This window comes from Sphingomonas sp. UV9 (assembly GCF_004101245.1).
In the GTDB taxonomy this organism is placed as follows: Bacteria; Pseudomonadota; Alphaproteobacteria; order Sphingomonadales; family Sphingomonadaceae; genus Sphingomonas.
On record NZ_SCIN01000003.1, the window covers coordinates 805,266 to 820,230 of the forward strand.

The 14,965-nt window shown below is 65.5% G+C and carries 14 protein-coding genes and 1 tRNA gene; 6 read left to right on the forward strand and 9 right to left on the reverse strand.

Going from position 1 to position 14,965, the window contains the following annotated elements:
* Positions 1-283 precede the first annotated feature (283 nt).
* Complete coding sequence (locus EQZ23_RS15985; protein WP_206364277.1) at positions 284-1,153, reverse strand: NIPSNAP family protein; 870 nt, start codon at positions 1,151-1,153, stop codon at positions 284-286.
* A gap of 314 nt (positions 1,154-1,467) precedes the next feature.
* On the opposite strand from EQZ23_RS15985, the gene EQZ23_RS15990 reads away from it, so the two are divergent.
* Positions 1,468-2,325 (forward strand): serine hydrolase, encoded by an 858-nt coding sequence (locus EQZ23_RS15990; RefSeq protein ID WP_128455385.1) that lies wholly within the window; start codon positions 1,468-1,470, stop codon positions 2,323-2,325.
* A 157-nt stretch (positions 2,326-2,482) separates the two neighbouring features.
* Here EQZ23_RS15990 and EQZ23_RS15995 read toward each other — a convergent pair whose 3' ends face one another.
* Together EQZ23_RS15995 and EQZ23_RS16000 are read right to left on the reverse strand one after the other, a co-directional pair.
* Entirely contained in the window at positions 2,483-6,073 is a 3,591-nt protein-coding gene (locus EQZ23_RS15995; protein ID WP_128455386.1) for a M1 family aminopeptidase, read from the reverse strand.
* 5 nt (positions 6,074-6,078) lie between these two features.
* On the reverse strand, positions 6,079-6,990 hold the full coding sequence (locus tag EQZ23_RS16000; protein ID WP_128455387.1) for an ABC transporter ATP-binding protein: 912 nt from the start codon (positions 6,988-6,990) through the stop codon (positions 6,079-6,081).
* Positions 6,991-7,277: 287 nt separating this feature from the next.
* Between EQZ23_RS16000 and EQZ23_RS20060 the strand changes: the two genes are divergently transcribed.
* Positions 7,278-7,580, forward strand: a complete 303-nt coding sequence (locus EQZ23_RS20060) for a hypothetical protein (RefSeq protein ID WP_206364278.1) — start codon at positions 7,278-7,280, stop codon at positions 7,578-7,580.
* A 70-nt stretch (positions 7,581-7,650) separates the two neighbouring features.
* Complete coding sequence (locus tag EQZ23_RS20065) at positions 7,651-7,926, forward strand: SDR family NAD(P)-dependent oxidoreductase (protein WP_206364279.1); 276 nt, start codon at positions 7,651-7,653, stop codon at positions 7,924-7,926.
* Between the two features lie 122 nt (positions 7,927-8,048).
* Here the strand turns inward: EQZ23_RS20065 and EQZ23_RS16010 are convergent, their stop codons facing one another.
* From EQZ23_RS16010 to EQZ23_RS20360, 3 genes are read right to left on the reverse strand one after another with little or no spacing between them, the layout of a single operon-like run.
* Positions 8,049-8,411: an SDR family oxidoreductase gene (locus EQZ23_RS16010; protein ID WP_128455388.1), complete on the reverse strand. Its 363-nt coding sequence runs from the start codon at positions 8,409-8,411 to the stop codon at positions 8,049-8,051.
* On the reverse strand, positions 8,411-8,842 hold the full coding sequence (locus EQZ23_RS16015) for a polysaccharide deacetylase family protein (RefSeq protein WP_206364280.1): 432 nt from the start codon (positions 8,840-8,842) through the stop codon (positions 8,411-8,413). The genes EQZ23_RS16010 and EQZ23_RS16015 overlap by 1 nt, the downstream gene beginning before the upstream one ends.
* A complete protein-coding gene (locus EQZ23_RS20360; protein ID WP_240663619.1) occupies positions 8,745-9,137 on the reverse strand; it encodes a DUF305 domain-containing protein in 393 nt (130 codons plus the stop codon). The genes EQZ23_RS16015 and EQZ23_RS20360 overlap by 98 nt, the downstream gene beginning before the upstream one ends.
* On the opposite strand from EQZ23_RS20360, the gene EQZ23_RS19880 reads away from it, so the two are divergent.
* The 3 genes from EQZ23_RS19880 to EQZ23_RS16030 all read left to right on the forward strand — a co-directional run bounded on the left by EQZ23_RS19880 (position 9,136) and on the right by EQZ23_RS16030 (position 11,445).
* Positions 9,136-9,336: a hypothetical protein gene (locus tag EQZ23_RS19880; protein ID WP_164913446.1), complete on the forward strand. Its 201-nt coding sequence runs from the start codon at positions 9,136-9,138 to the stop codon at positions 9,334-9,336. The genes EQZ23_RS20360 and EQZ23_RS19880 overlap by 2 nt on opposite strands.
* Before the next feature lie 76 nt (positions 9,337-9,412).
* Entirely contained in the window at positions 9,413-10,297 is an 885-nt protein-coding gene (locus tag EQZ23_RS16025; protein ID WP_128455390.1) for a LysR family transcriptional regulator, read from the forward strand.
* Positions 10,294-11,445, forward strand: a complete 1,152-nt coding sequence (locus EQZ23_RS16030) for a TDT family transporter (RefSeq protein ID WP_128455391.1) — start codon at positions 10,294-10,296, stop codon at positions 11,443-11,445. Before EQZ23_RS16025 ends, EQZ23_RS16030 begins: the two co-directional genes overlap by 4 nt.
* A gap of 451 nt (positions 11,446-11,896) precedes the next feature.
* On the opposite strand, the gene EQZ23_RS16040 is transcribed toward EQZ23_RS16030, so the two are convergent.
* From EQZ23_RS16040 to EQZ23_RS16050, 3 genes are all read right to left on the reverse strand, one after another.
* A tRNA-Glu gene (locus EQZ23_RS16040) sits at positions 11,897-11,971 on the reverse strand.
* Positions 11,972-12,018: 47 nt separating this feature from the next.
* Complete coding sequence (recJ, locus tag EQZ23_RS16045; protein WP_128455393.1) at positions 12,019-13,782, reverse strand: single-stranded-DNA-specific exonuclease RecJ; 1,764 nt, start codon at positions 13,780-13,782, stop codon at positions 12,019-12,021.
* A gap of 426 nt (positions 13,783-14,208) precedes the next feature.
* The gene (locus EQZ23_RS16050) at positions 14,209-14,892 is read right to left on the reverse strand and encodes a 2OG-Fe(II) oxygenase (protein ID WP_128455394.1); all 684 of its coding nucleotides are present in this window, start codon (positions 14,890-14,892) and stop codon (positions 14,209-14,211) included.
* Between the last annotated feature and the right edge of the window lie 73 nt (positions 14,893-14,965).

Here is a 14,965-nt window from a genome sequence, read left to right on the forward strand (position 1 = left end):
CGCGTGATCTGCTCACGACCACCGGGATCGCGCCCGCCGAGCCCGGGGAGCAATATCATGCCGCCGTGGATAACACCGATATGGCGGCGTGACCTACGACCCATCGCCTCCGGCAAACCCCGGGGCGGTTCACGATAAACGAATGGCCGGAGTTGGAGAGCGGAGACGGCGCCGCGAATGGCTGGGATTGGGTCTTTTGGTGGAAGGGCCAGCGACAGCCGCTGCCCTGGGCAATCACGCCGTCGGCCGCCCGCGGTAATCGCCCGATTGGTTTCTCAAAAGTTCAGATCTGCGAATAGGCTGTTGGACTGAGTATCTGATTTTCTATCCCTGTGGTGATTTCGGGGTCGGTAAGCCCCGGTGTCGCGATCAGCTGGCGCCAGGCCGGATCGGCGGCAAACGTGCTCCAGTTTCGTTCGCGTGTCGCAAGATCTGGAAAGGTCAGCAGGTACGTCAGGCTTGGCAGACGAGACCCGGTCAGATCCTGCGCGAAGAAGACCGGCTTCAGGCCAGTGCGGCGGAATATCTCGATCTCGCCTCCGGTGTCGAACATTCCAATCTTCGTCGTTCCCGCCTTGTCGCTATGGCTGAAATACGTCCGAAGTTCGAAAATGCGAGCCTTGTTGCCCCCTGACGCGTCTGGAAGCTCGACGCGAGGAAAGTGCGGGAACGCACGCATCAACTTCACGTCCAGCGAGGCGTAAGGCGGCCCGTCCGGCGTGGCGTTGGAGAACGGTGCGGCCGCCTTTGCGTAGCTCGGGTCGGTGGCCAGCCTGTCGGGCAGGGCGATGAAGTCCGCGATCGAGGGATGAGGGACGAGAACATGGACGCTCGGGCTTCCAGGTCCGATGGTCACCGTAAATACTCCTACCGGCCCACAGCCTGCGCGGCGCGCGGCTGGGATGAAGGCGTTTTGAAGATAAGCGTCCAGGCGCTTCTTCATCGGGCCGTTGACCAGATGGTAGGTCCGAAGTTCGTAGATCTCGCGGGATGCTGGCGCAGTCCCGAGCTGGGCTCGCGCGTCGGCACCCGCAAGGGTCGCGCCACCCAAGGCAGCGCCCGCAAGCAGCGAACGTCGGTCGATTTGCTGCGTCATCCTGTCCTCGCAAAGCCGCGTGTCCTCGTACGAAGCCCATGCCGTGAGCGTCGTCAATCCACGACGTTCAGGGTTGCAGGTCGCAACGCGGGAAAGGGCGGGTTGCGTGGTCACGAAGGGGGCGAGGCGGCGGCAGTCCGGGAGCGGCAGATATCGACGCCTGCCCGCCTCGAAGCGGCAGGACGGCAGTGCCCCGATCTTGGCCCGGGTCGGCTCAGCGCGCCTTGCCCGAAAAGCCGCCGGGCCGTAGGCGCAATGGGCGGGCCTCGCGGCCTGCCGTTGTCCGGACTTCCCCGGGATGTGACACGAACTGTTCAGGCTTTCGGTTTACCATCAGTATGTCGCTGAAGGACAACATTCGAGGACGATCGATGCGCGCGCCCCTGCTTTTCCGCCTGCTTCTCTCCGGTATCGGCGCCAGCATCCTCGTACCGGCACCGGCGGCTGCAAGTTCGCCCGAACTCATCGGGCTTGAGCGCGCGCTGAGCAAGCTGGTCGCGGAACGCCCGGGAGACTACGGCATTGCGGCGCTCGACCTTCGCGATGGCTCGACGGTCTCCATCAACGGCGACACCCCGTTCCCGATGGCGAGCACGGTCAAGCTCGCCATCGCGGCTGCCTATCTCGCCGACGTCGATCAAGGGCGACGCAGCCTCCGCGACATGATTGTTGGCCGACCCGCGGCGAAAGTCATGGAGCTGATGATCATCCGCAGCGACAACCAGGCAACCGACCAGTTGCTCGCCACGCTTGGCGGCCCCGTCGCGATCCAGCAATGGCTGTCGTCCCACCAGATACCCGGCATCCGGATGGACCGGACTATTGCCCAGTTGCTGCGCGAGCGCGGCCACCTTGCCGACAGCAAGGATGTTGCCACGCCGGTTGCGATGGTCACGCTGTTGAACAAGCTCGACAACGGCACCGTTCTGACGGCGCAAAGCCGTGCCTTTCTGCTCGAACTGATGAGCCGGTGCGCGACGGGAACCCGGCGGATTCGCGCGCTGCTCCCCGCAGGGACTCGGGTAGAGGACAAGACCGGCACGCTGGACGGTATCACCAACGATGTCGGGTTCATCACCATGCCCGATGGCCGCCGCGTGGCCGTCGCCATCTTCGCGCGCGGTGGCCGCGATCGCCAGCCCGTCATCGCCGAGGTCGCCCGCGTGATCTACGACCGCTTTGCGGATAGCGTCCGCAACGCACTCGCGCTCTTCATGCAAATACGGTGACCGGCAGCCGATCTAGAAACCGCCGCTCGTCTTTCGCGACATCGGCGCGAGCGCCCGTGGTGACTGCTACGCGCCTTGTCTCGACATGAACGAATGACCGCCCGCCGTCATTCCGGCTATTCCCGACTGTTCATGATCGATCCGGTCGAGCCGCGCATCACGAAGATGTAACGGCCACCACGTTGTCGTCGCCGTTACGATCCACATACATGTTGTAAGGGTCGATCCCGGCAAAGGCCGGCTTGCGGCGCGTGACGATGCGGATCGTCTGCACGCCCGAGACGATCGGTCGGCGTTCCTTGAGGATCACGTCGCGGGCGGCGAAGCTGCCGAGACCCGGGCGCTGGTCGAACACGCCGACGTCGATCGTGTCGGCAAGCGGCGCGGCCTTCTCGGCGCCGGTGCCGTTCGCGTAGAATTTGGCGGCATCGATCGTCAGCATCGTTTCATACGTACCGTCCGGCAGCTTGCGTGTGCTCGCACCGGTCGTCTTCAGGTCGTAGACGGTGATGCGATCGAGCAGGTCGAGTACGAGCTGCCGTTCGGCGGGCGTGCGGGCCAGCGACAGGAAGCCGGCGACGAGATCGAGCGAGCGCGGGAACGGCTTCCCCTTGAACCGATAGCGGGCGAGCAGGTCGCGCAGCATCGCGTTGACGCGCGCCTCGCCCAGTCGGTCCTGCAACAGGTACATGACCAGCGACCCCTTGCGGTAGTGGATATAGCCCTGGTTCTCGACCCGATCGAGCGGCACTTCCTCGACGACGTCCCCGCCGCGCGAGCGCAGGTAGCTGTCGAGTTCGTATTTCAGGAAGCGGCGGATCTTGTCGTCGCCATATTGGTGCTTCATCACCATCAGCGCGGAATATTGCGCCATGGTCTCGACCAGCATCGATCCGCCCTGCATGTCGGCGCTGACCAGTTGATGGCCCCAATATTGATGGCCCAGCTCGTGTGCGGTGACGTAGCTGACATAATCGATCTTGTCGGGGTCGCGGTTGTCCGCGAGGAAACCGATGCGTTCCGAATAGGGGATCGTCCCGGCGAGGGCCTGCGCATAGCTCGCATAGCCCGGATATTCGAGGATGCGCGCATAGTCGAACTGGTAGGGCCCGAAATTGGCTCGGTAATAGGCGAGCGAGCGCTGCATCGCGTCGAGCATGCGATCGACGTTGAACGCGTGTTGCGGATCGTAGAACACCGTCAGGTGGGTGCCGTCGACGGTCCGCGATCGCTCGGCATAGGCCGCGGACTGGACCGAGAAGAAGGCGAGGATCGGCGTGGTCGATACGAACCGTGCGGTGCGGCGCCCGCTCGCCGTCATGTCGGCGACCTTGCGACCGGGCGCCACCGGGACCTGGCCGGCGATCGTCGAGACGGTGATGTCGGATCGGACCCACGGTGCGTTGTTGATCAGGTTCCGCGACTGGGCCGAACGGTCCTCTAGCTTGGCGGGGCGCAGTTCCGGGGTCAGGCCGTATTTGCGGCGCTTGGCACGGTCCTGCAGCAGGCCGTTCTGGCTCATGCCGAACTGTGGCGCGAACTCGCTGTTTTCCAGGAACGTCCCGTTGCCGACGACGCGCGTGTCGTCGTTGTTGGCGACCAGCCCACGCTGCCACCGCGTCGCCTGGAACGCCATCGTGCCGCGTGCGCCCGGCGCGAGCGGCGTCGCGAACCGGTAGATGCGGTATTGCAGGTCGGCGTCGTCCATCACCAGCCGGGCGCCGGGAATGACGATCTTGCCCAGATGCGTCTGGTCGTTCATCAACCGGACGTGCAGGTCGGACACCGGCGCGCCGGTATCGTTGACGAAGACATAAGTACCGCTCGACTCCATCCGACGCTGGTCAGGATAGAGCGCGACGTTCAGCCGCATGTCGGTGACCGCCGGCTGTTTCAGCGTGGCGTATCTCAGATATTTCCTCTCATAGGCAGCCAGCCGCGCCTCGCCCTCCTGCGTGGTGCGATAGCGGTTGATGACGTTCATGTCGTGATACAGATAGGCGCCGCTCGCTGCCGTCGCGATCAACGCGCCGGCCAGCACCGCGCCGGGTGCGCCGAGCAACCGGCGGGGAAGCTGCGCGAGACGGACCCTGAGCCGTGTCTCCGTACCGCGCCGCCAGAGCAGGTGCGCAAACACGCAGAGTGCCAGCGCGACCGAGCCCCAATAGAGCCTGAGCCACCACGCGCGCGTGCCGCCGATCTGCGCGCCGTTCATGTCCGATAGCTGGACGGTGCCCGTGCTGCCATATTGATAGAGCGGGTGTTCGAAGCCCATGCTGGTCAGCGTGATCGTGCCGACGAGATAGACGACCATGATCGCCCAGCCGACATATTTGTTGGGGCTCAGCGCCTGCACGAACACCGCGAGGACCGCCAGGATCACCGCGTCCGCCGTCATCGGCAGGACCCACCAGGCGAAATAATGGCCGAGCGCGAGATCGGTCTGCCCGCGTGCGAGCTGTACGACGCAGGCGGTGATCACTGCGATCACCGCGGTTGCGAACAGGACGCCGGTAATGGCCAGCACCTTGGGCACCAGATAGGCCCAGTTCGGCAGCGAGGTCGCATCGACGATCTCGTGCATGCCGCGTTCGCGGTCGCGCCAGACGAGTTCGCCCGAATAATAGATCGCGATGATCAACGGGATGATGCTGAACGTCCCCTCCAGCGTGGCGATCACCGCGAACGTCAGCTGCCGGATCGGAGCGCCGAACATCTCGTTGGCGAACAGCAGCCCGCCCAGCGTGTTGAACACCCCGATCAGCAACAGCACGACGAACGCGGGGCTGCGGAACACCAGCGCCATTTCGAACCGGCAGCGTGCGATCATTCGCGTCCAGTTCGCCTCGGCGGACCGAGCGGCAGGCAGGCGATCGACGATCAGAGGTGCAGTTGCCGCCAGCTTCGTGGTGGCGCGCTGCTGTTTGCGCAGCCTGCGCTTGGACATGCCCCGCTCGGTAAAGGAGAAGCGGGCATAGGCGACGGCGATCGCCACCAGCCCGACGCCGATCGTGATCACGCGGTTCCACAGCAGCACGCCGGTAAAGGCGGGCATCCCGGCATTGGCCTCGCTCGCGGTCCAGTACCGCGTCGTCGTGCTGAACGCGCCGACGCCGAACAGCTCGACATAGCTGCCGGTCGGACGCCATTCCGGCTTTACCCGCAGGATCGAGGTCAGCGCCAGATACAGCATCAGGAACACGACGACGCCGAGATAGGAATACATCATCGACCGCGTCATCGTCGCCACCGCGAAGAAGATCCCCGAGGTCAGGAAGACGTTGGGCAGCGCCAGCAGGAAATAGGCATAGGCGAAGTCGCGCAGCCGGTTCGGCCCCAGCGTCTCGTGATCGACCCACGGCATCAGTGACCCGAGCCAGATCGCCAGCGGGATCGCGGCAAAGGCCAGCGCCGCCGCCGCGAACGCACCGAGGAAGCGCGCCATCAGATAGTCGAACTTGGCGACGCGCGTCGATCGCACCATCGGTCCGAACCCGCTTTCGTCGTCGCGCACGATCACGTTGGCGACGAACGCGGTCGTCACGAACATGAAGAAGATCGACATGATCTGGTGGACCTGCGCGATCGCGACCGGCGCATTCTTGTGAATGTTGGCGCCGCTGCCGATCTTGATCTGGTCGATCGTCATCGACCCGAAGGTCAGCAGGAAGAACAGGATCGCGACGGTCCAGAAGACCGGGTTGCGCAACTGATAGCGGAGTTCGAAGCGGGCGATCTGGCCGAACATGGTGCTCAGGCCGCGACGGTGGAGGAGGGGGCGTCCGCCGCCGGCACGCGCCTGGAGCGCGCGAGCGTGGAAAAATACACGTCTTCCAGACCACCGCGGGCAGCCGTGAAGCCCTCACCGGGATCGTCCGGGGACAGGATGTGGATGATCGTCCGGCCGGCGAACAGTCGCGTCGAGATAACCTCGTAGCGCAGCCGGCTCTCGTCGAGTTCGTCACGATCGATCGTCTTTGCCCAGACATTGCCGCGCGTCCGGTCGATCAGGTCGAGCGGCGCGCCTTCGAGCTGGATCCGTCCCGCCGCGAGCACGGCCATGCGCGGACACAGGTCGGCAACGTCCTCGACGATATGCGTCGACAGGATCACGACGACGTTCTCGCCGATCTCCGCGAGGAGGTTGAGGAAACGATTGCGCTCCTCGGGATCGAGCCCCGCGGTCGGTTCGTCGACGATGATCAGCGCGGGGTTGCCGATCAGCGCCTGCGCGATGCCGAAACGCTGCCGCATGCCGCCCGAAAAACCCGCAATCGCCTTTTTGCGCACGTTCCAGAGATTGGTCTGGTTGAGCAGCGTCTCGACCGTCTCCTTGCGCTCGCGCGCCGAGGCGATTCCCTTCAGAACGGCCATGTGGTCGAGCATGTCATAGGCGGACACGCGCGGGTACACGCCGAAATCCTGCGGTAGATACCCAAGCGTCTCGCGCAGCGCTTCGGGGTTCGCGATCACGTCGATATCGCCGAAGCGGATTTTGCCGGTCGTCGGCGTCTGCAATGTGGCGATCGTCCGCATCAGCGTCGACTTGCCCGCGCCGTTGGGCCCGAGCAGCCCGAACATGCCATTCGGCACGCTTAGCGTCACATCGTCGAGCGCGCGCGTGCCGTTGGCATAGACATGCGTGACATTGGTAAGTTCGAGCATCGATAGTCCCCCGTTAGGAGCAAGCTAACAGGTGTATTGCCGATGTAAAGCAGCTTGATCTTGCATAGTGACGCGCCTTCCTCCCGTACGACCTGACGGTTGAACGATGCGTCATCGCAACTATTGATGGGCGGAGTTATCGAAGACGGGTCTGGGTAGCCCCTCGTTTTGGGGTAAGTCCCTGCCGAACCTGTCAGATCTTGCTAGGAAATCTGTGCAGTCGCCGCCACGATGCCGGGAGTTTGGCGTTGCACTACGGATTTGAACAAGCGTCCGAGTTTGGAGAAATGGCAACGCCTCCCGAGCGTCCGAATTTGGGTCGGCTCGGACTGGTCCTGTTTTGTCCATCCTGGCAGATCCGTCAGGTCGAGTTTGCGAGACATGCCACTTCAATGACGGATCGCGCCAAAGTGCTGCACCAGGAAGAAGACCATCTGATTACCGGCGCGTCGTCGGGCTTCGGCCTGATGCTCGCGAACACATTGCACCGCCAGGGCCACACCGTGATCGGCACCAGCCGCAATCACGAGCGCTATGCCGGTCGTTTCCCGTTCAAGCTGCTGCGGCTGGATATCGGGTACGATGACTAGATTTCGGCCTTTGCGGCGGAGGTGTTCGCGACGGCCGATACACTCGACGTGCTGGCGACGTGCTGGCGACGTGCTGACCGGCGTCGCCGAGGAAGCGCCGCTAGACGCCGTCCGCCAGCCGTTCGAGACCAATTTCTGGGGGACCATGAAGGTCACCAACGCGATCCTGCCGCATCTCCGGCGCCAGCGGTCCGGCAAGATCATCGCCCTGATCGGGCCGCCGAACCTCTGCTGTCACGCCGCATCGAAGCATACCGTGGAGGGCTATTTTCAAGTCGCTGCGGTTCGAATTGAACGACATCAACATCAAGGTCAGCATGGTCGAGCCGGTCTGGCTCAAGACTAACCTCCGCGCCAATTCGGTGCGGGCCGCCGCCGGGACTATCGCAGACGACGAGGATTACCGTCGCAAGGCCCAGGTCGCGAAGCAAAAGGAGATCGATGCCGCCGAACAGCCGGATGCGGTCATCATGAAAATCGGCCAGCCGGGCGGTCAGCCTTGTCGAACATCGCCTGGCGGTCGGCGTCGACCATCGCGGCATGGAGCGGCGTGTCGACCAGCCCCGGCGACTCCGTATTGACGCGAACCGATGCGCGTTCGAGTGCCAGGCCGCGGGCCAGCGCCTCGAGTGCCGCGTTGATCGCACCTTGCAGAACCGACGCGGCGCTGGGGCGCTGCGACAAGAAGCCCGAGACGAAGGTGATCGAGCCGCCGTCGTTGACCTTCACCGCGCGCGCGACGCGGTAGGCATCGAAGAACTTGCTGTTCATCGCCGCCCGCGCGTCATCGATCAGGGCGCGATACCGTGGCTCCCGCGCGCTCGAATGCATCAGCGGCCGCCCCGCCAATGCCTCCGCTCGCGCCGATGACGAGAACGCGCCCCGCGGTTGGCGTGGCCGGAGATGCGATCGTGCAGCGACACCACCATCATCCGCCCCTGCGTCGCGCCCTCCTTGTAGGGCTGGTCGATATGATAGAGGAAGCCGAGGTCCTGGAGGATGTCGAGCGTGTAAGCTGAATTACGCAGCCAATAGGCATTCCAGCCGAGCGGCCTGGTGCCAGTGATCCGTTCGATCGAGGCGGCACGGTCGGCGATGAAGCGGCGTTCCTCGTCCGGCGTCATCGCATAGCTGTTCTGCCAGGTTCGGCCGTGCGCCGCCACCTCATGGCCGCGTCGCACGATCTCTTTTGCCAGATCCGGCGCCTTCTCGATCGCGTGCCCGATCATGAACGACGACATCTTGATGCCGTGCTTGTCCATCGTCGGGAATACGCGGGATCGTTTCATGGACATTCCCCGTGATGGGGTAACCGTTCGCCGTCGGTTCGTTTCGCGGTGGTAACGCACCACCGGAGTCCAGGATGCGTTGCATGACCGCGATCTCCTGCCGCTGTTCGACGATGATGGCCTGCGCGAGCCGACGCAGCCGTTCGTCCTTGCCGTAGCGCAATTCGATCTCCGCCATGTCGATCGCGCCCTGATGGTGCGGGATCATCATCGTCGCGAAGTCGCGGTCCGGATCGCCCGACTGGCCGGTCATCATCGCGCCGTGCATGCGCGTCATCGCCGCCGCAAAGCCATCGGCCTGCGCGAACGCCGCCGTCGACCGCGCGGGTGTCACCGCGCCCAGAATGGCGGCCTTCATCGTCTCGGTCGGAATTCGCCCGAACCGCCAGTTCTGCAAGATCCGACAGCCATCGTCCAATGCACCGATCAGATGGGTGGCTCCTACATTGCCGATCGATCGCATTTGAAGATCGGTTCTAGAACAACATACCGTTGGTTTGATCGGTCGAGATGTCCCATCTCCTGCTCCAAGGAGAAGATATCGTGACGCTCGAACAACTTCGCATCTTCGTCGCCGTGGCGGAACGCGAACACATGACGCGCGCAGCGGAGGCGGTGAACGTCACGCAGTCCGCGGCCAGCGCAGCGATCGCGGCACTGGAGGCGCGTCACGGCGTGCCGTTGTTCAACCGCGTCGGACGCGGGATCGAGCTGACCGAGGCGGGTCGCATGTTCCTCGACGAGGCGCGCGCGGTGCTCGGCCGCGCGGCGCATGCCGAACTCGCGCTCGCCGAATATGGCGGTCTCAAGCGCGGCACGCTGAAGCTGGTCGCGAGCCAGACGATCGCGAGTTACTGGCTGCCCGCACGGCTGGCGGCGTTTCATGCGCGCTTTCCGGAGATCGCGGTCGAACTCGCGATCGACAACACCGAAGGCGCCGCCGCCCGCGTGCGCGACGGCGCGGCCGAACTTGGGTTCGTCGAGGGCGCCGTCGACGAGCCGGCGCTGGCGCAGTGGACCGTAGCGCGCGACCGCATGCTGCTGGTCAGCGCGAAGCCGGGGGCGGCGCCCGGCGACATCATCGACGAGGACTGGATTCTCAACGCCCGCTGGATCGTGCGCGAGCAGGGGTCGGGGACGCGCTCCACCTTCGAGGACACGTTGCGCCACCGCTGCATCGATCCGGCCGCACTCGCCATCGCGATGACGCTGCCATCGAACGAGGCTGTTCGGACCGCGGTCGAGGCCGGGGCCGGCGTCGCCGTCCTTTCGGCGCTCGTCGTCGCGCGCGCGGTGGCGGCGGGCGATCTTCACGCGCTGCCGCTCGAATTGCCCGAACGGCCCTTTCACGCGCTCCGTCACATGGAACGCTACCGAACCCGCGCAGCCGACGCGCTGACCGATCTCATCAGGGAGAATGGCAAGTGACCGCCGATCTGAAGCCCGTCCTCGACGGGCTCAAGCCGCTCAGCCGGCTCGACTCCCCGCGCGAGATGATCCGCCAGTTCACGCCCAACTGGTTCGCGGCGACGATGGGCACTGGCATCCTAGCGCTCGCCTTGCCGCAGGTGCCCGGGATCGGCGCGTCGCTGCACCCGGTCGGCGAGGCGCTCTGGTTTTTCAACATCGCACTCTTCACGCTGTTCACCGGGCTCTATGCTGCGCGCTGGGCGATGTTCGGGCATGAGGCGCGGCGGATCTTCGGCCACAACACCGTGTCGATGTTTATCGGCACGATCCCGATGGGCCTTGCGACGATCGTCAACGGCTGTCTGGCGTTCGGCCTGCCGCGGTTCGGCGCGGGCGTGATCCCGGTCGCCGAGACCCTTTGGTGGGTCGACGTCGCGATGTCGCTCGTCTGCGGGGTGGCGATCCCCTACCTCATGTTCACGCGCCACGAGCATACCCTCGACGGTATGACCGCGGTGTGGCTGCTCCCGGTCGTCGCGGCGGAAGTGGCAGGCGCGAGCGGCGGACTGCTCGCGCCGCATCTGGCGGACGCGCACCAGCAGTTCGTCGTGCTGGCGACGTCGTATGTCTTGTGGGCCTATTCGGTGCCGGTCGCGTTCGGCATTCTCGCGATCCTGATCCTGCGGATGGCGCTGCACAAGCTGCCGCACGAGAGCATGGCCGCATCGAGCTGGCTCGCGCTCGGCCCGATCGGCACCGGTGCGCTCGGCATGCTGGTACTCGGCAGCGACGCGCCGGCGATCCTCGCCGCCAACGGCCTCGGCGCGATCGGCGTCGTCGCGCAGGGGATCGGCACGATCGGCGGGCTGCTGCTCTGGGGCTTCGGGCTGTGGTGGCTGGCGCTCGCGACGCTGATCACGATCCGCTACTGGCGCGCGGGCATCCCGTTCAACCTTGGCTGGTGGGGCTATACCTTCCCGCTCGGCGTCTACACGGTCGCCACCTTCAGGCTCGGCACGACGCTGGACCTCGGCTTTTTCGGGATCGTCGGCACGGTCCTGACGATCGCGCTAGCCGCGATGTGGCTGCTGGTAGGCGCCAAGACGGTCGCGGGTGGCTGGCGCGGAAACCTGTTCGTATCGCCCTGCATCGCCACGCCGAACTGATCGACGCACCCGATCTGTCTCGCCTGAGCGATCCAACGTGTCCGATCGATCTTAGCTGGGCAGGTCGGCCGACGGCACACCCCCATATCTGTTTGAAAGAACGAAAGAATGCTGGTGGACAGCTTCGATACCCATAGGGACAGGTGCCGAGGCTGGCGTCAATTCGCTCGTCGCGCCCGCGCTTTGGCTCGATCGACATTGCGAAGGTGGATTTGGAAGAGGCCTATGATCGGCTGATCTGGTGCGATGATCATGCTGGTCTGCCGAAGGCCGCGCGCTCGCAGCGTTGTCGCGAAAGGGGCGGAGCACCGCGGGGACGATTCGGCGGAAGTGGGAGTTGCCAGGACTAGAATTTTCAAAGAGCCGGCAATTCGCATGGCTTTTGAACACAAGGATGAAAAAGCGTCTGCAGATCCCAGAACCCGCACAAATCTGTCACTTGACGTAACGATGGTGACCCCTACGGGAATCGAACCCGTGCTTCAGCCGTGAAAGGGCCGCGTCCTAACCGCTAGACGAAGGGGCCTGCGTGGTTGGAGGCGCCTAAAAGGAAGCCGCTGATGCGTCAACCCCTCAATCGGCCCATGCCGCATCCTCGACGTGCAATTCGGCGGACGGGCGGGAGGACCAGTCGTCGATCTTGGCGCGGCCGGCCAGCCAAAGTTTGCGATGAGGGGCGGCGCCTAGCAGGGCCTGGCCAAGCGCGCTCTCCGCAGCGCGGAAGGCCATCGCCTTGATGCTGCGGCCGTCGTCGCCGGCCACGATCGTGCGGACATGGCCGTTGCCGACCACGTCCGCCTTGATCACGCGGACCGGGCCCATCGCCACGCGGGGGGCAGGCCAGCCCATGCCGTAGGGCCCGCCGGCCTCCATCGATTCGACGAGGCCGGGGTTGACGCCGCCCGCCGCCAGCACGGCGTCGAGCAGGAGCGCGCGGTCGCCGTTGGAGCGCTCGACCGCGGCGGCGAGGCGCTCTTCGAGGAAGTCGGTGAAGGCGGGAATCGCGGTGGCGTCGATCGTCAGGCCGGCAGCCATCGCATGGCCGCCGCCCGAGACCAGCAGGCCGTGTTCGCGCGCGGCCATCACCGCCGCGCCGAGATCGACGCCGGGGATCGAGCGGCCCGACCCCTTGCCGACGCCGTGCTCGTCGATCGCGATGACGATCGCGGGGCGGCTGAGCTTTTCCTTGAGGCGGCCGGCGACGATGCCGATCACGCCGGGGTGCCAGCCATGCCCCGAGACCACCGCGACCGCGCGATCACGCGACGCCAGCAGGTCGGCGGCGTCCTGCACCGCGGTCTCGATCGCGCGGCGTTCCTCGTTGAGGCGGTCGAGTTCGATGGCGATCGTGCGCGCTTCGTCGGCGTCCTGCGTGGTGAGCAGGCGGACGCCCAGATCGGCGCGACCGACGCGGCCGCCGGCGTTGATGCGCGGGCCCAGCGCGAAGCCGAGGTCGGTGCAGGTCGGGTTGCGGGTGAGGCGCGACGCCTCGATTAGCGCGGCGACGCCGATGTTCTTGCGCGCGCCCATGACTTTGAGGCCCTGTGACACGAACGCGCGGTTGAGCCCGCGGAGTTGGGCGACGTCGGCGACGGTGCCGAGCGCGACGATGTCGAGCAGGTCGATCAGTTTCGGCTCGGCGCGGTCCTTGAAGAATCCGCGGGCGCGGAGCGTGCGGACGAGCGCGGCGGCGGCGAGGAAGCACATGCCGACCGCGGCGAGGTGGCCATGCGCGGCGCCCTCGGTCTCGTCGAGGCGGTTGGGGTTTACGAGCGCCAGCGCGTGGGGGAGCGCGGTCGAGCATTTATGGTGGTCGATGACGATCACGTCGACCTTCGCGTCGCGCGCGGCGTCGAGCGCGTCGAAGGCTTGCGCGCCGCAATCGACCGTGACGATCAGCGTCGCGCCTTCGCCGGCGAGGCGGACGAGCGCTTCGCCCGAGGGGCCATAGCCTTCGAGCAGGCGGTCGGGGATGTAGGGGCGGGCCTCGATGCCGAGATCGCGTAAGGTGAGGATCATCAGCGCCGCGGAGGTGGCGCCGTCGACGTCGTAATCGCCGAAGATCGCGACCTGTTCGCCCGCTTGGACCGCGTCGGCGAGGCGCTCGGCGGCGCGGTCCATGTCGCGGAAGATCGAGGGGTCGGGCATGAACGCGCGGATCGACGGCGTGCGGTGCGCGTCGAGTGCGTCGCGCGGGCAGCCGCGGGCGAGGAGGAGCTGGGTGACGAGGTCGTCGCCCGAGCCGTTGATGCCGAAGCCGTCGCGTTGATCAGCCGATAGGGCTCGCCAGCGCCAGGGTTGGCCGAGGATCGAGGAGGTTACGCCGAGAACTGTCATGCGGCCGGGGTAGTGGTTGTGGGGGGATTGTCGAGCGTGGTGGGCCCGGATGGGCTTGCCATCTCGCATGCTGTCATCCTGACGAACGGGAGGGCTGAGTAACGAGTGGCGTCATTCGTGGCTCTGGATCCTGACTTTTGTCAGGATGACCGGGTGGGTGGGGTGCGTTCCGTGCGCCAACCTGTCCTTCGATACGCCGTCTCGATACGCTGCTTTGCAGCTACTCGACGGCTACTCAGGACGAACGGGGGCGGGGCGGCGTGCGCGGGGCCACGGAGGCGCCGGCGCGATCCTCCCCCGCCAGGGGGAGGTGGCAGGCGTCAGCCTGACGGAGGGGGCGGTAAGTGATCACCTCTGTTCCGTATCCGCCCCCTCCGTCGCCTTCGGCGCCACCTCCCCCTGGCGGGGGAGGATCGGGGGGCGCCGTCACTTGATCCAGGGCCGCTCCCGGAACCACTTGGTCACAATATACTTCACGCCTTCCATCACCGGCATGCCCTCGTGCAGCGTCAGCCCGTTGGGCGACCCGTCCGGGTTCATGTTGTTCCACGCCAGCAGCATGCCGCGCTTCGGAGCGATCTTTATGCCCGCTTGCGGGAACCACGTCGCCCCGCCTTCGGGGACGTCGTTGAGGAACACCATCGCGGTCCAGGTGCGCTGGCCACCCTGCTCCTGCATCCGGGCCCAATAGCTTTCGGATTCGTGGAAATAATCATGGTGCGCGCGGAATTGCTGACCGGGGGCGTAGCGCTGGCCCTGCATCGTCTCGCCGTGGACCAAGTCGATGCCGAGCAAAGTCGCGATCGCCTCGTCGGTCGGTTGTACGTCGGGTGACCAGCGATCCATGTCGCAGCTTTCCGAGGTGCGGAAATTGCTGTTCGGGCGATCGGAGAGGAGCGTCGACGGGCGCCGCTTCGAATCGATTACCGCGATCAGCCGCTTGCACGTCGCGGGATCGAGAAACGGTGCCTGATAATAGAATTGCACCGTGTCCATCGCGATGCGCTGCACCGCGGGATTGGCGTCGAGGCGCGCGGCGACCTGCGATCCGAAGGCTTGGCGGAGCGCCGCGGCCGGATCGACCTTCTTGGTTTTTGAAAAGATACCCACACCGCAGGATTTGGCGAACTCGACCCGAAACGCAAGAGCCCCGCAGCGACGGATGTCGCCGCGGGGCTCCGCC

Excerpts from the sequence above, each read along its gene's own strand:
- EQZ23_RS15990 (WP_128455385.1), top strand. The coding sequence starts at position 1,468 with ATGCGCGCGCCCCTGCTTTTCCGCCTGCTTCTCTCCGGTATCGGCGCC.
- recJ (WP_128455393.1), bottom strand. The coding sequence starts at position 13,782 with ATGACAGTTCTCGGCGTAACCTCCTCGATCCTCGGCCAACCCTGGCGC.
- EQZ23_RS20360 (WP_240663619.1), bottom strand. The coding sequence starts at position 9,137 with ATGCACGGCGCGATGATGACCGGCCAGTCGGGCGATCCGGACCGCGAC.
- EQZ23_RS16010 (WP_128455388.1), bottom strand. The coding sequence starts at position 8,411 with ATGCATTCGAGCGCGCGGGAGCCACGGTATCGCGCCCTGATCGATGAC.
- EQZ23_RS16000 (WP_128455387.1), bottom strand. The coding sequence starts at position 6,990 with ATGCTCGAACTTACCAATGTCACGCATGTCTATGCCAACGGCACGCGC.
- EQZ23_RS15995 (WP_128455386.1), bottom strand. The coding sequence starts at position 6,073 with ATGTTCGGCCAGATCGCCCGCTTCGAACTCCGCTATCAGTTGCGCAAC.
- EQZ23_RS16015 (WP_206364280.1), bottom strand. The coding sequence starts at position 8,842 with ATGGACAAGCACGGCATCAAGATGTCGTCGTTCATGATCGGGCACGCG.
- EQZ23_RS20060 (WP_206364278.1), top strand. The coding sequence starts at position 7,278 with ATGGCAACGCCTCCCGAGCGTCCGAATTTGGGTCGGCTCGGACTGGTC.
- EQZ23_RS19880 (WP_164913446.1), top strand. The coding sequence starts at position 9,136 with ATGCGCGTCATCGCCGCCGCAAAGCCATCGGCCTGCGCGAACGCCGCC.